This is a genomic window from Vibrio sp. 2433-A1, from assembly GCF_056726085.1.
In genome coordinates this window covers 16,179-30,115 of record NZ_JBRESC010000016.1, presented here as the reverse complement: position 1 = coordinate 30,115, position 13,937 = coordinate 16,179, and the positions used below count along the sequence as shown (strand labels likewise).

Sequence of the window (13,937 nt, the reverse complement as noted above, 5' to 3'; positions counted from 1 at the left end):
AAATATTAGTTTTTTGTATTAAAGGACATCCAAGCGATGGCTGTCCAGCCTATTGCTTGAAGCCACAACAAGCTATATTGGTTGGCAATGCTTGGCCATTCTCCGCCCATTTGATTGAGTCTAAGGAAGCCTTGAATAGCCGGCGTACTTGGGAACAACTGTGATAGCCAAACAATCGGTGTTGGTATCGCTTCAATCGGCCATATAAAACCCACGCTAAAAATAAGTGGCATAGAGCTGATTAATACAACTAAGGTGACCAACTCTCTTCGCGGTGTAATGTTGCCAAGCCAGATTCCAATAGCGCTAGAGGTGATTAAAAATGGCAGTAGTAGGGTGAGTAGATCGCCAATCTTAGCAAGTTGATTGACGCCATGCATTGTAAAGCTAGCCCCAAAATAGTAACAGCTCAGTACGTAGTAGATAGCAACAAGGACGCCTATTCTTACGGTGAGAAGTTTCAAGGGCGATACTTGGTTCCAATACCCATTGCCGTGCTTTTGAGTACCGCCGACTAAGCCTGCCGCCATCGCAAGGGTCTGCTGTAAAATCAGTACAAACACTGCGGGAACAACATAATCGACATAACCCATACGCGGGTTAAAGGTCGGCTTTAAGTTCAGTTTTGTCGCTGCGTATTGTTCACTGGCTAATGATAAAGGCTGACCGTCGAGCACTAGCTTAGCGACCGTCGTCTGAGCCGCTAATGTTCCGCCGGCTTTTGCTAATCCTTCGACAATAGTGCCGTATACCAAGAAATAGGATGCATCGCCCGCGTAAGCAAGAGTCGGACTTTTTCCAAGCATTAAATCTTTATAGAAGTGCTCAGGTATGACCAAAATCCCGCTAACTTTACCAGATAGGAACGCTTGGCGAGCTGCCTCGATACTGTAGTCACGCTGAACTACTTTAACCTGCGGTGTCGCATCAACCATTCGCTCTAGCTTAAAACTGGTTTGGCTGTTGTCGAGGTTAACAATACTGATTTCTTGCTCTCGCGGAGTCTGGTGACTGTATGGGAGTGGATAGAGAAAAGAGTAAAACAATACTCCACCAAACACGGTTAACGCTACTACAGGGTTTGCGACAATTGCTTTGATCTCGGACTTAATCAATTCGATGATGGTCATTTTGTTACCTCATTCGTTAGATGCTTTTTGATCAGTGCGAAGGTAAGAAGCAAAGGTAAGGCATAGCCAAACATTGGGAGTAGGTGACTAAGAGACGTTGTCCATGCTTGACCGTAGCTAACTTGGCTCACTTGGACTTCAATATAGTGACTGATTGGCAGCAGGCTGCGCCACATCTGCGCAAGACTACTCATGTCGGTCACGGGAAAGGTGATGCCCATAAATGCGAAGCTTGGTGCGGTGAATGCGCCAGCGAAGCTCATTGCGCGAGCGGCGTCCAAGGTCAAAAAGAAAAACACACTGCCCATCACCATACACGCAAGAATCGTCGCTGATTGCCCAATCACGAGCGTTATAAAGCTCCCGTTCATCGGCCATTTAAATCCTAGATAGAACCAGCATAAAAAGCCGAAACCTTGCAGCGCAAATACCCAATAGTAAGGTGCGAGTGTAGAAAATAGGCTTCGAATTGGCTGCGTTGCCAACCAAGGTGATAGTCGGCGGTCCCTTAAATTGGCCGCTAAGATTAGAATCGTGGTGACCACTATCACTATCTGCCACAGAGCCGGAATGATCGCTGAGACTAAAAACTGCGCGTAATTCGAGTTCTTATTAAATAGCGGAGTAATTTGGGTGCGCACCGGAACTGCGTTACCCATGGCAGACAGTAAGGTTGAGTTACCGGCAGCAAGGCCTTTCATCGTGCTTAGCTCTGCGTTAAATGTGCCTTGGGCTTGCAAAAACGCTGAATTTAACAGTTTTCCGATTAAGATCATCTGGCTGTTGTAGAACACACTGACTTGAGGCGCTAACTGCTTGTAGATCTCTTCATCGAACCGAGAGGGAATCACTGCATAGGCATAGATATCCCCTTGGATAAGCGCTTGCTCTGCTTGATGAACGTCAGCAAATGCAGTGCTAACGTGCATCGCGGGCGTCGCATCGTAATAGCGCACCAATCTGTGTGAAAGGGTACTTGACGAAAGGTCAACGACGCCAACGGGCAAATCGCGAGCAACACCTTGTGAAAAGATTGCCCAAATCATTACGGCTAGCAGCAGAGGGATCCAAGTTAAACTTGATAGCAGCCATTTATCTCGGCGAATGATATCCAGTTGAGAGGTTGGGTTAGTATGCATAATTGCTGATGCGCTTAGTTGATTTCAACCGCGAGGCTCATTCCCATACGAAGACCGCTTTGTGGCTCAGTAGGGCGCGCTTCCACTTCAAATGTTCTTAGGTCAAAACCTTGTGAGGCATCAGTTGAACGCCAAGTTGCAAAATCACCCATGACTGCCACATGGCTCACTTTAAACTCGATGGTTTTGTCTAAAGCAGGAAGGTAGGCATCGAAAGTTTGGCCTTTTTCGAAATACTTAAGCTGATCTTCACGCACATTAAGCATTGCCCACGAGTCTTGAGTGTCAATGACAGTAACGACCGGGAAACCTTGTGGTGCAAGCTCGCCACTTTGCAACAGAACCTGAGAAACTTCACCGCTAAACCAACTTTTAATCGTGGTATCTTGGGCGTACGCTTCTACTTCCGCTACCGCACCTGCGGCCATACGTGCTTTCTCAGCAGCGGCAAGTTTAGTTTCGCTACGCGCGCCTTCTTCGGCCATCTTATACATTTGAAGCGCTGCGCTTTCAGTATATTTAGCTGCTTGCCACTGGGTTTTGGCCTCGTCGCGTTTCTGCTCGGCGATAACGCCTTCGGTGTAGAGGTTGTTGACGCGAAGGTAGGTTTTCTCCATAAGCTGAGCTGCGGCTTTGGCTTTTAACCATTGATCTTTAGCGGCCTGAATCTGTTGGCTACGAGCGCCTTTGTTCGCTTGCATCGCTAATGCGCCCGCTGCTTTCTCGCCTGCTTTAGCTTGTTCTAGCTTGGCTTCAATTTCTGGGCTGTGAAGTGTGAAGACTAAATCACCTTGCTTAATCATTTCCCCTTTGCGAACCAGTACTTGGTCAATACGCCCCGGGACTTTGGAAGAAATGCTGTATTGCTGAGATTCGATTTGCCCTTGCAAGCGAATCGGTTGTGGCTGATAAGCTTGATAAAAGCTATAGCCGACCCAAGAAGCGATACCAAATGCAGCGGCAGTCAGTAAAAGTGTTTTTGCATTTTTCATCTTGGGTCCTTATAAACTCGAAACGTTGATTGCGTTGTGTTGGTACTGGCTAAATGAACCCATCTCATTGGAGAGGGCCAGTAGCTTGGAAAGTGAAATTAGGTAGTTAAAACTTGCTGCGGCTTTTTGTGTTTGTACGCTCGCGACATAGAGCTGCGCATCAACCACATCTGTTGAGGTCGATAAACCCTGACTGAATGCTTTTTCTCTAAGGTTTAAGTTTTCCTGTGCTAGCTCAATACTTGACTGAAGGCCAAGTACTTCCTCTTGAGCTTGTTGCGCTTCGAGATACGTTTTCTGCACCAATACCGATAGGTCTTGCTTAGCTTGAGCCTTTAAGTAGCGCACTTGAGAAACGGCGCTGTGGGCCGCTTTCACTTGCTCACTGCGTCCGCTGTTTTCAATCAGTGGAATATTGACGCCAACACCAACTAGCCAGTCTGGTTTCATTTGGCTAGCAAGGGAGTCATCTTCATACAGGCTATAGTCACCATAAAGGTAAACCTCTGGATAATATTTGCCTTTCTCTGCTTCAATTAGACTATTGGCTTGCTTCTCTTTCGAATCAAGCAGTGCCAGCCCAGGATAGGTGGCCAATGTGCGCTCAATAAACACGCTTTGCTCGGGTAAATTCTGGTTAATGAAAAGGCCGTCGGCAGGCTCAACTGTAGTTGTTTGATTAAGAATTTGAGTCAGAGCTGACTGTGCGATTTCCAAACTCTTTTCGGCTTTCTTGCGTTCAATAGTGGCTTTATCTAACGCAGACTCAGCCTGTAAGCGTTCTACACGCGCTATTTGACCTTGCTGCTCTAACTTAACCGCATTGTCACGGTGTTTAGTCAACCCTTGCTCAACTAATTGGCGTGTCTTAACGACTTCTTGGGCGAGAAGAACGGAAAAGTAGTATTTACTTAAATCTTCGAAGCGCGCTTGAGTTTCCATCGCAAGCTCACTGATCGCTTGCTCTTTTTTCCCTTCAGCAGCGGATTGGGCTGCATTTATACGCCCACCGGTGAAAATGGGCCAAATTGCCCGAATGGAAGAGGTGAAAATGTCTCGCTCGCTGATCGTGGATGTTACGCCACCGATCTGCGCAAGAATAGGATTAAGTATAGGACCAAGGTTTGGCAGATGTTGTCCGGTACTTTCAAATAATTGTTTGCCTGATACGGTGACATCGTTATCGAGGCGGGTGAAATTAGCGCCAATCGAAACAGAAGGAAGGTTTAGGTTATCAGTTGCACCTTCAAGGTGCTGATAGCGTTCGACATTAGAACGTTGTGCTGCGAGTGAGTTGTTTTCTTGCTGCAAGACCTGCCAAGCTTGGTCAAAGCTGATTGGCGCAGAGTATGCGAAAGAAGAGGCGACGCTGGCACAACCTATCAATAGCGCAAATGGACGCAATGACATACTAATGTTCCCTAACTGTTAAATAATAGAGTTTATACTCTAATTGTTTTGTGTACAACAGAGCACCACAGTATAGATTAAAAAGTGCAAAAAAAAAAGAGGCCGTGAGGCCCCAATACATAAGAACATAGATACTATTGCTCCACTTTAGTCGGACTCAGTTTTAACCTTTGGAACAGCTTTACCAAGATTGGGCTAAACAGCACCAAAACAGCCAAAATGGTAAATGTCATTGTGATAGGGCGTTCCCATAGGAAGCTAAGCTCACCATCACTGATCATTAATGCGCGACGAAGGTTTTCTTCCATCAAGCCGCCAAGAATGAAGCCAAGTAGTAACGGTGCAAGCGGGAAGTTAGCCAATCTCAGAGCTATGGCTGCCATCGCAATCAACAGCATGATGAAGACATCCATGGTATTGAATGAAACCAGATACACGCCTGTGATAGAGAAGAATAAAATCATTGGCAGTAATACTGTGCGTGGTACAGCTAGCAGCTTCGAGATATAAGGGATTAGTGGCAGGTTTAAGATAACCAGTACGATGTTACCAAAGTACATAGAAATGATGACCGACCAGAAGACATCTGGGTGCTCAACAAACAGGCGAGGGCCAGGCTGAATCCCGTAAGCGATAAGAGCACCAAGCATGATAGCGGTGGTACCAGAACCTGGGATACCAAGCGTCAATAGCGGGACAAATGAACCACTCGATGCCGCATTGTTCGCGGATTCTGGTGCAACTAGACCACGGATGCTGCCTTTACCAAACTCCTCTTTTTTCTCTTTAGGAGCAAGGTTACGTTCCATACCGTAGCTTAAGAATGCCGCGATTGTTGCGCCTGCGCCTGGCAGAACGCCAGTGAAGAAACCAAGAATAGAAGAACGGATTGAAACAGGAGCGACTTCTTTAATCTCTTCTTTGGTGACTTTCATACTGCCGATATTGCTCATCTTATCTTGTTCATCAGAGCGAGTATCTTGCTCAGGCTTAAGAATACCCATCAAGGTTTCGCCCAGCGCGAAGGTCGCCATCGCAAGAAGAAGGAAGCTAAAGCCATCCATCAGATCAGTCAGTCCGAAAGTGAAACGTTCAACGCCTACACCTTTATCAATACCAACCGTTGATAGCATCAGACCAAGAATTGTCATCATCCATGCCTTGATTACCTGCCCAGGACCTGCGAATGCAGCTACTGCAGATAAACCAAGAAGCATCAGAGCGAAGTAGTCCGATGATTGGAAACTCAGCGATACGTTTGCTAGAGCAGGAGCGGCAATGAGCAGCATGATTGCTGACAATGTACCACCAGTAAATGAAGAGTAGGCCGCTAGAGCCAGTGCTTTACCCGCTTGGCCTTTTTGAGCCATCGGGTAGCCATCAAACGCGGTTACAACGGTAGAAGAACAGCCAGGCGCGTTAATTAAGATTGAAGAGGTTGAACCACCAAATACGGCGCCATAGTAAACACCCGCCATAAGGATCAGACCAGAAGAAGGGTCTAAGCCATAGGTGATTGGGATCATCAGTGCGATGGCAGAAATAGGGCCTAGACCCGGTAACATACCAATGAATGTACCTACGAAACAACCAACCACCACCATCATGATGTTCATTGGCATTACCGCAGTAGATAGGCCTTGTAAGATTCCGTCTAACATAATGTCATTTCCCTTAAATTACGACCAAATGGTGAAAATAACACCAGGCTCTAGGTAGATATCCAGGCCTTGGGTAAGAAGAAGATAAAAAGCGATAACGAACGGAAAAGAGGCGCCAAGCAGCACGCTTTTACGTCGTTCACCCAGTAAGTAGAAACCGGCTAATAGGAATAAACTAGTCGCAATGACAAAACCAACATAGGTAAGACCTACGCCATAGAGAGCCATTAGAACTAAGAAACCAATCAGAAGCTTCCAGTTAAATTCAACAACCGCACCACTTTTTACATCAGGTTGGCCAGTCACAAGTAAAAGTAAGGAAAGTCCAATACCAATGAACGTCAGCAAAGTAGGTAACGTTCTAGCCGTAAAGGGTTCGTATTCGTCTCCGGGAAACAGTGGGATCTGCGTGGTCTGGTAGCCGTAGCATAGGCAGACAAGCAGAAAAATCATCGCGCCAACACGATCGCGGCTGAGGAGGTTTTCTTTAGAGAAAAAGTTCCCGTTATTGAAAGAGTTCGTTGGCAAATCCGACATATCCAACTCCATGTGACAGGTATAGAAAGAAAAAAGCCGTACATGAGGGTTAATGAGCATGTATCACTAACAAATAAGCCACTTGCTGCTAGTCAAAGGCTTAACTGTCTATAAATAAACAGAGGAGATTGTGTAGTTAGCTCATGTACGGCGAAAGGGGTACATACCAATCAGCACAAATATCTGGTCAATCTTGCTCGTTAAAAACGCGTATAACTTCGTTATAGATTTTGTAGGTAGGCTTACTAGCTAGCTTCAATCTATGCCTTGCTCTAAGCGTTTTTTCCTGAGCAATCTGTTGAGCATCTATTTATCCTGATTGGTATAAGGGCGGTGCAAGTCGCCCTTAAACTTCTTTGCAGGAAATTACTTCAAGAAACCAAGCTCACGCATTAGGTCGCCCATTTGCTGCTCTTGGTCTTCTAAGAAAGCGTAGAAGTCTTTGTCTGCTTTGTAGTTGTCGATCCAACCATTGCGGTCACGAACGACTTGCCACTCGTCAGTGTTGTACATCTTAGTTAGGGCAGTGTTCCATTCGTCGATCTTCTCTTGGCTAGTGCCAGGAGCGGCAAAGAAACCACGCCAGTTAGCGAAGACGGTTTCGTTGCCGTATTCAGTTAGAGTTGGGATCTCAGGAGCTGCATCTAGACGCTTAGGTGCTGTAACCGCAAGGATCTTAACTTGGCCTGATTTCGACATTTCTAGAACTTCACCTAGACCTGTTGAAAGTAGTTGAGTTTCACCTGAAAGGAGAGCAGCCATTGCTTTGCCGCCCGCATCATAGGCGATGTAACGCACTTTCTTAGCGTCGAAGCCTTCACCTTTGAACGCTGCTGCTACAACTAGGTGGTCCATGCTGCCACGTGCTGAGCCGCCAGCGATTTTTACTTTACGTGGGTTCGATTCGAACTCTTTTACTACGTCTTCCCAAGTGTCGTACTTAGAGTCAACAGAAGTCACAATAGCGCCGTAGTCAGCAATCGTCGCTGCGACTGGCGTTAAATCACGGAATGACTGGGGGAAAATACCCGTTAGTGAGCGAACTACGATAGGCGTTGAGTTCACCATCAGCGTATCTTCTTGGCGTTCTGCTGTTTCGATTAGGTGTGCGATTGCTTTACCGCCGCCACCACCAGAAAGGTTTTGGAAAGAGACATTTTCAACGATATCAGATTTAACTAATACGTCACCAGTACCACGAGCTGTCATGTCCCAGCCACCGCCAGCACCACCAGGGATTAGAAAGTGGATTTTCTCTACATCAGCGGCCATTGCGCTAAACGAAAATGAAGCTGCGATGATCGAAGCCGCCAGTGTTGGTTTTAGTACCTTAAACATGATTCACGTTCCTTATGTATGTGTACATTCTTCATTGAAAATGTACTTATCATTATGAATTTACTATCAGCAAGGGAGGGAAGCTTGTTGATAGATGTGATTAAGGTTAAGAGGTTGTTACATTCCTGTCTCTAATGCGTTGATAAAAACAATATTGAGCATTTTGGGGGTTTTGTTCATAAAGTTCACGTGGACATATTTTGTTACAATTGCTGATCTCGATCAATTCAGTCATTAATAAGAGATGTACATTGACTCACTCAAACAACTGATTAGATTGATAATAATATGAACATTTCTGATAGATTCTTAAGATATACCCAAATCAATACAACGACCAACCCATTAAATCCAGTGTGTCCATCCAGCTCTGGGCAATGGGAACTTGGTAAACTTTTGGTTGAGGAACTAAAACAATTGGATTCTGTGGTAAATATTAGCCACAGAGAAAACGGCATAGTGACTGCTGAACTACCTTCTAATTGTGATTACCCTGTTAAAACGATCGCTTTCTTTGGGCACCTTGATACGAGTGCAGAGCAAACTGCTGACACACATGCAACCCTAATCGATTATCAGGGAGGCGATATTACTCTAGCTAATGGAAAGGTTTTATCTCAAAACGAGAATCCAGAGCTCAAAAATTATGTTGGCGATAAGATCTTTGTCTCGGACGGCCAGAGCCTGTTAGGTGCCGATGATAAGGCCGCTATCGCCGCAATCATGCATATGCTGCAGTATTTCAATGACAACCCAGACCAAAAACACGGTACGATTCGTGTTGCTTTCTTACCTGATGAAGAACAAGGCTTACTTGGCGCTAAAGCATTTAAAACTCCTGATTTCGCTGACTTTGGATATACATTAGATTGCTGTGGTATTGGAGAGTTTGTGTACGAAAATTGGAATGCAGGAAACGCTGTTGTCGAATTTATTGGCCAGTCAGCGCACCCAATGAATAGTAAGGGGAATCTGAAAAACTCGTTGCTATCTGCGCAAAAATTCATGGCACTCTTCCCATCGACTGAAACGCCTGAAGCAACTGAAGGCCGTGAAGGCTACTTCTGGATGAAGAAAATCGAAGGTAACAGCGCTAAAACGACGCTCAACATTGATATTCGAGACTTTACTAAAGAGGGGTATTCCGCTCGTTGTGATTTTATCGTCAATGCGGTTAACGCTTTCAAAGCCCTCTATGGTGACAAGAGTATTACACTGTCTCTTTCTGATAGATATCAGAATGTAGCCAACTTTTTGTCGCAAGAAAGTAGTGAAAAATCCCCTGTTAATCTTGCACTAAATGCTTATGCTGAAAACGACATTCAACCGAAAATAATTCCTATGAGAGGGGGCTATGACGGCGCGGTACTTTCTGAAGATGGTATCCCTTGTCCAAACATATTTACCGGTGCTCATAACTTCCACTCGATCTTTGAATATTTGCCACTGAATAGTCTTAAAGCCGCAGCAACAGTGATTACAACCATTGTAAAAAATAACGCAAAAGGATAGTCGATATGTTTGCAATTATTCTTGTTATTGTAGTTATTACGTTTGCAGCGCGATTGATTCTCAAAGGCTATAAAACAGAGCCAATTTTGTTAGTCTCTGGCCTTTGCTTGATGTCAGCCGCTTCCTTATTTGGTTGGGGAGCAGTGCTTCCATCGAAAGTGACATCGACAAATGTAGGAGTATTTGAACCGTTTCGATATATACAGTATCTGATGAGCTATCGTGCTGGTGCATTAGGCTTGATGATTATGACGTTGGTAGGATTTTCTGAATACATGAGTCATATTGGTGCAGATAAAGTCGTCGTTAAGCAAGCAATCAAACCGTTATCGATAATAAAAAATAAGAATATCTTACTGTTTTTTGCCTACATGGTCGGTGCAATTCTACAGTTAGCTATTCCAAGTGCAACGGCCTTAGCGGTATTGCTATCTGTTACCTTGTTCCCAATCATGACAGGGCTCGGAATTTCTCGCGGGGCAGCAGCGGCAGTGATTGCCTCGACTTTGGCGACGACTTTCACTCCACTGGGTGTCGATGCTATTCGTGCCAGTGAGGCGCTTAATATCGAATTGATGGACTACGTAATCAACTATCAGGCACCTACGTCTATTATTGCTACGCTTGCTATCGGTATTGCGCATGTGTTTTGGCAATCGCATATCGATAAAAAGGGGGGAGAATCAATTGACAACTCGGTGTTGGAAAATGCATCAACAGCTGATTCAAATATGGCTCCGAATATCTACTTTGTTCTGCCTTTCTTGCCGATCATCTTCACAGTGGTTTTCAGTAAGTTAGTGGTTGATTCTGTGAAACTTGATGTGACAACTATCGTGTTGATTTCAGTGTTTATCTCGATGATTTTTGAAGGGATCCGTTCTCGCTCGTTAAAATCATTGTTTGATGGATTTGGTGTCTTTATGAAAGGGATGGGCGATGCGTTCACAAGTGTCGTATTCCTACTTATTGCTGCTGGTGTTTTTGCTCATGGTATCCAATCAACAGGCGCTATTGAGTTTATGATCAATGGTGCCAAGAACGCAGGCATGCCATTTATGGGTTTAACGCTCTTGTTCTGTTTTGTTGTTGGGGCATCGTCTGTTGTTATGGGGTCTGGTAATGCGGCTTTCTTAGCTTTTGTCGAAGTAATACCAACGATAGCGCATTCAATGGGCGCAAACCCACTTTCAATGATGTTACCGGTACAACAAGTCAGTGCTATGGGGCGTGCAGCGTCTCCTGTGGCTGCATGTGTTATTGTTTCTGCAAGTAGGGCAAAGCTATCCACGTTTGAAGTGGTTAAACGGACTTCAATTCCTGTTGCGATTGGGTTTGTATTTCAGTTTTTGGCGGTCGCACTATTTATTAGCTGAATTTAATTTCGTATCGAATTTAAAATAGGTATCACACTGGTGATGCCTATTTTTTTATGTGCTTTTTAAATAAGCTCCAATGTTTGTTGAAATGTCAGGTTAGTAGAATGTTAACCAGAGTAAAGGTGCCTACGCTTATTCTCGGCTGTCTGCAGCAATTAACTTTGCGTTGTTGAAGCTGTACGCCATGCTGGCGATTTCATTGGGTTGCTTGGAAATCTCGTCGACTGGTGGAAGAACCACAAAGAAAATCAGTGGCTCATGGTACGCAGATCGCCAAGCATGAGCATAACGGTCTTTTTTATACGCAGAGAGGTTAATGGTTAAGACCAAACTTTCTGCCGACAACTCGCTGCCTTTAAACCTTCCCAACTCGTGCACCGCGCCCCAAAGCGACTCAAGCGGACGCTCGTGGGTACTTTTTAAAAACATCTCTAATTGAAGTGTGCCTTGTTCATTTAACTCATCGGCCGCCAAGCGTTGGATCACCCTCACTCCACCTTTAAAGGGAAGGTAGGACAAATTATTGTCCACAATCTTTTCGTGTTGCGGACAGAGCTGGATGGTATTTGCATCTTGTTGGCTTGCATAAACCTCACAAGAAAACTGCTCAACTATCGTTTTTAACGCTTGGTGAAACGATGGTGTTTTCAAGTCTTCGAATGAAAAACCTTCACTGTTTTCGACTTCAGCAAACACTTTACTGAACGATGCCTCTACCTCGTTTCGTTTCTCTAGCTCGATTAACGCATTTTGTTTGATGGCCGATTTGAGAACATTGTTTGACTCAATCACGGCGATCTCGTCATCAGAATAGGTCGCTTCACTTAACAGAGGATAATAAGGCTCACGTTCAGGAGAGGAGAAAAAAGCGCAACCACTTAGCAATAAGCTTGTGGTGATCGTGCTAAATGCGAGAGCTTTGCGGAAGTACATAGAGTTTAGGTTACGAGAGTCGCTGTTGGTTTTCAGATACTAATCTGAATAAGGCAATGACTCACTGCGTAAGTATCAATAAAGCTATGCGCGTCACACTAGACGTACGGTTGCATACATGGTGTTACTTAGTTCAGTTATCCGTTTATTTATACCTTAGTCTAAATTGTCGACAATATGATTGATTGTCGACAATGTTGTGGTCTATTTTAAGTGTATCAGAAAAAATTGTAGACAGTGTGTTGTCTTTATACGAGTGCATTGATTATGAATATAGAACTTAAAACTCGACAAAAAGAGGGCGTTCCTGATAAGGAAAATACCAAGTCTGAAAGCCTTACAGAATCTTTGATAGAAGCGATAGTCAGCGGCGAGATTGCGCCGGGTAGCAAGATTTCAGAGCCTGAGTTAGCCAAGTTATATCAAGTCAGTCGTGGTCCGCTTAGAGAAGCCATCATGCGCATTGAAGGTCTCGGTCTTATTGAGCGTATCCCTCATGTTGGGGCAAGAGTGATCACCTTCTCGCCGGAGAAACTCATTGAGCTGTATTCGGTGCGTGAAGCGTTAGAGGGCATGGCCGCAAGATTGGCGGCAAGACACATCACCGAAGATGAGTTGGTGGGGTTAGAGTCTGTATTGTCGACACACTCAAAGCATATTGATGAAGTGGAGGGGGCCTCATATTTCCATCAACATGGCGATTTCGATTTTCACTACCGCATTATATTGGCCAGTCGCAACAGCAAGCTTATCTCAATGCTTTGTGATGAGCTTTACCACTTATTGCGCATGTATCGTTACCAATCTCCAAGAGCTCAGTCTCGCCCCGTAGAGGCATTAGACGAGCATAAATACATCTTACAGGCGATTCGAAATAGAGATGAAGAGTTAGCAGAGATGTTGATGAGACGTCATATTTCGGGCAGCCGAACCTTGATTGAGCAACAAATCCTAAGGGACTAGAGGAAGACAACATGAGTTTATCTCAAGGAGCTAAGTTTAGGCTCGCGGTTGAACAAAATGACCCATTACAAATCGTGGGTACGATTAACCCGTATTGCGCCATGATGGCGAAAAATTTAGGTCACCAAGCGATCTATCTTTCCGGTGGGGGGATTGCCAACGCATCGTATGGACTACCTGACTTAGGCATTACCACGCTTAATGATGTTCTTGTTGATGTAGAACGCATCACCAATGCGTGTGACTTGCCGCTTCTTGTCGATATTGATACCGGCTTTGGTGGCGCTTTTAATATTGCACGTACTATCAAAGCGATGGAAAAAGCGGGCGCGGGTGCGGTTCATATGGAAGACCAAGTCGCGCAAAAACGCTGTGGCCATAGACCGAATAAAGCAATTGTTAGTCAGCAAGAAATGGTCGATCGCGTTAAAGCAGCCGTTGATGCACGAACCGATGAAAGCTTTGTTGTCATGGCGAGAACCGATGCACTGGCTGTCGAAGGCATTGATAGCGCGATTGAGCGAGCGATAGCTTGTGTTCAGGCGGGCGCTGATATGATTTTCCCAGAAGCGATGAGCCGCTTGGATCAATATGTTCAGTTCTCTGAGGCTTTAGAGCAGGCAACAGGCAAGCACGTGCCAATATTGGCCAATATTACTGAATTTGGTCAAACGCCACTGTATGGCTGTGAAGAGCTAGCTAAGTCAAAGGTCGACATGGTGCTTTATCCACTCAGTGCATTCCGCGCTATGAACAAAGCGGCTGAGATGGTCTACAAACATTTATTAGAAGTGGGCAATCAAGAAGCGTTGACCGATGCGATGCAAACGCGCAAAGAGCTCTATACCCATCTTAAATACCATGACTATGAAGATAAGCTTGATCAGCTGTTTTCTGAAGGAAAGTAGAAACAAACGGAAGTCCAGGAAAAGAGTTTCGAAAC

12 protein-coding genes are annotated in these 13,937 nt (G+C 45.0%); 4 read left to right on the top strand and 8 right to left on the bottom strand.

What is annotated here, in order from left to right:
* Positions 1–5: 5 nt before the first annotated feature.
* From ACU01J_RS15860 to ACU01J_RS15830, 7 genes are all read right to left on the bottom strand, one after another.
* On the bottom strand, positions 6–1,130 hold the full coding sequence (locus tag ACU01J_RS15860) for an ABC transporter permease (protein WP_481086595.1): 1,125 nt from the start codon (positions 1,128–1,130) through the stop codon (positions 6–8).
* Positions 1,127–2,269 carry an ABC transporter permease gene (locus ACU01J_RS15855; protein WP_481086594.1) on the bottom strand — a complete coding sequence of 381 codons (1,143 nt, stop codon included), beginning with the start codon at positions 2,267–2,269 and terminating at the stop codon, positions 1,127–1,129. Before ACU01J_RS15855 ends, ACU01J_RS15860 begins: the two co-directional genes overlap by 4 nt.
* Before the next feature lie 14 nt (positions 2,270–2,283).
* Positions 2,284–3,261 (bottom strand): HlyD family secretion protein, encoded by a 978-nt coding sequence (locus ACU01J_RS15850; RefSeq protein ID WP_481086593.1) that lies wholly within the window; start codon positions 3,259–3,261, stop codon positions 2,284–2,286.
* A gap of 9 nt (positions 3,262–3,270) precedes the next feature.
* Positions 3,271–4,671 (bottom strand): TolC family protein, encoded by a 1,401-nt coding sequence (locus ACU01J_RS15845; protein WP_481086592.1) that lies wholly within the window; start codon positions 4,669–4,671, stop codon positions 3,271–3,273.
* Positions 4,672–4,805: 134 nt separating this feature from the next.
* A complete protein-coding gene (locus ACU01J_RS15840; RefSeq protein ID WP_481086591.1) occupies positions 4,806–6,332 on the bottom strand; it encodes a tripartite tricarboxylate transporter permease in 1,527 nt (508 codons plus the stop codon).
* Between the two features lie 18 nt (positions 6,333–6,350).
* Entirely contained in the window at positions 6,351–6,869 is a 519-nt protein-coding gene (locus tag ACU01J_RS15835; RefSeq protein ID WP_481086590.1) for a tripartite tricarboxylate transporter TctB family protein, read from the bottom strand.
* A 366-nt stretch (positions 6,870–7,235) separates the two neighbouring features.
* Positions 7,236–8,207 (bottom strand): tripartite tricarboxylate transporter substrate binding protein, encoded by a 972-nt coding sequence (locus ACU01J_RS15830; protein ID WP_481086589.1) that lies wholly within the window; start codon positions 8,205–8,207, stop codon positions 7,236–7,238.
* 288 nt (positions 8,208–8,495) lie between these two features.
* Here ACU01J_RS15830 and pepT point away from each other — a divergent pair, with 288 nt between their 5' ends.
* Together pepT and dcuC are read left to right on the top strand one after the other, a co-directional pair.
* Positions 8,496–9,719: a peptidase T gene (pepT, locus tag ACU01J_RS15825; RefSeq protein WP_481086588.1), complete on the top strand. Its 1,224-nt coding sequence runs from the start codon at positions 8,496–8,498 to the stop codon at positions 9,717–9,719.
* Positions 9,720–9,724: 5 nt separating this feature from the next.
* Positions 9,725–11,095 (top strand): C4-dicarboxylate transporter DcuC, encoded by a 1,371-nt coding sequence (gene dcuC, locus ACU01J_RS15820; RefSeq protein WP_481086587.1) that lies wholly within the window; start codon positions 9,725–9,727, stop codon positions 11,093–11,095.
* 135 nt (positions 11,096–11,230) lie between these two features.
* Here dcuC and ACU01J_RS15815 read toward each other — a convergent pair whose 3' ends face one another.
* Positions 11,231–12,031 carry a hypothetical protein gene (locus ACU01J_RS15815; protein ID WP_481086586.1) on the bottom strand — a complete coding sequence of 267 codons (801 nt, stop codon included), beginning with the start codon at positions 12,029–12,031 and terminating at the stop codon, positions 11,231–11,233.
* A 267-nt stretch (positions 12,032–12,298) separates the two neighbouring features.
* Between ACU01J_RS15815 and ACU01J_RS15810 the strand changes: the two genes are divergently transcribed.
* Both ACU01J_RS15810 and prpB read left to right on the top strand, forming a co-directional pair.
* Positions 12,299–12,994 (top strand): GntR family transcriptional regulator, encoded by a 696-nt coding sequence (locus ACU01J_RS15810; protein ID WP_481086585.1) that lies wholly within the window; start codon positions 12,299–12,301, stop codon positions 12,992–12,994.
* An 11-nt stretch (positions 12,995–13,005) separates the two neighbouring features.
* Positions 13,006–13,902: a methylisocitrate lyase gene (gene prpB / locus ACU01J_RS15805; protein ID WP_004413931.1), complete on the top strand. Its 897-nt coding sequence runs from the start codon at positions 13,006–13,008 to the stop codon at positions 13,900–13,902.
* Positions 13,903–13,937: the final 35 nt, after the last annotated feature.

Excerpts from the sequence above, each read along its gene's own strand:
- ACU01J_RS15860 (WP_481086595.1), bottom strand. The coding sequence starts at position 1,130 with ATGACCATCATCGAATTGATTAAGTCCGAGATCAAAGCAATTGTCGCA.
- ACU01J_RS15855 (WP_481086594.1), bottom strand. The coding sequence starts at position 2,269 with ATGCATACTAACCCAACCTCTCAACTGGATATCATTCGCCGAGATAAA.
- ACU01J_RS15850 (WP_481086593.1), bottom strand. The coding sequence starts at position 3,261 with ATGAAAAATGCAAAAACACTTTTACTGACTGCCGCTGCATTTGGTATC.
- ACU01J_RS15845 (WP_481086592.1), bottom strand. The coding sequence starts at position 4,671 with ATGTCATTGCGTCCATTTGCGCTATTGATAGGTTGTGCCAGCGTCGCC.
- ACU01J_RS15840 (WP_481086591.1), bottom strand. The coding sequence starts at position 6,332 with ATGTTAGACGGAATCTTACAAGGCCTATCTACTGCGGTAATGCCAATG.
- ACU01J_RS15835 (WP_481086590.1), bottom strand. The coding sequence starts at position 6,869 with ATGTCGGATTTGCCAACGAACTCTTTCAATAACGGGAACTTTTTCTCT.
- ACU01J_RS15830 (WP_481086589.1), bottom strand. The coding sequence starts at position 8,207 with ATGTTTAAGGTACTAAAACCAACACTGGCGGCTTCGATCATCGCAGCT.
- pepT (WP_481086588.1), top strand. The coding sequence starts at position 8,496 with ATGAACATTTCTGATAGATTCTTAAGATATACCCAAATCAATACAACG.
- dcuC (WP_481086587.1), top strand. The coding sequence starts at position 9,725 with ATGTTTGCAATTATTCTTGTTATTGTAGTTATTACGTTTGCAGCGCGA.
- ACU01J_RS15815 (WP_481086586.1), bottom strand. The coding sequence starts at position 12,031 with ATGTACTTCCGCAAAGCTCTCGCATTTAGCACGATCACCACAAGCTTA.
- ACU01J_RS15810 (WP_481086585.1), top strand. The coding sequence starts at position 12,299 with ATGAATATAGAACTTAAAACTCGACAAAAAGAGGGCGTTCCTGATAAG.
- prpB (WP_004413931.1), top strand. The coding sequence starts at position 13,006 with ATGAGTTTATCTCAAGGAGCTAAGTTTAGGCTCGCGGTTGAACAAAAT.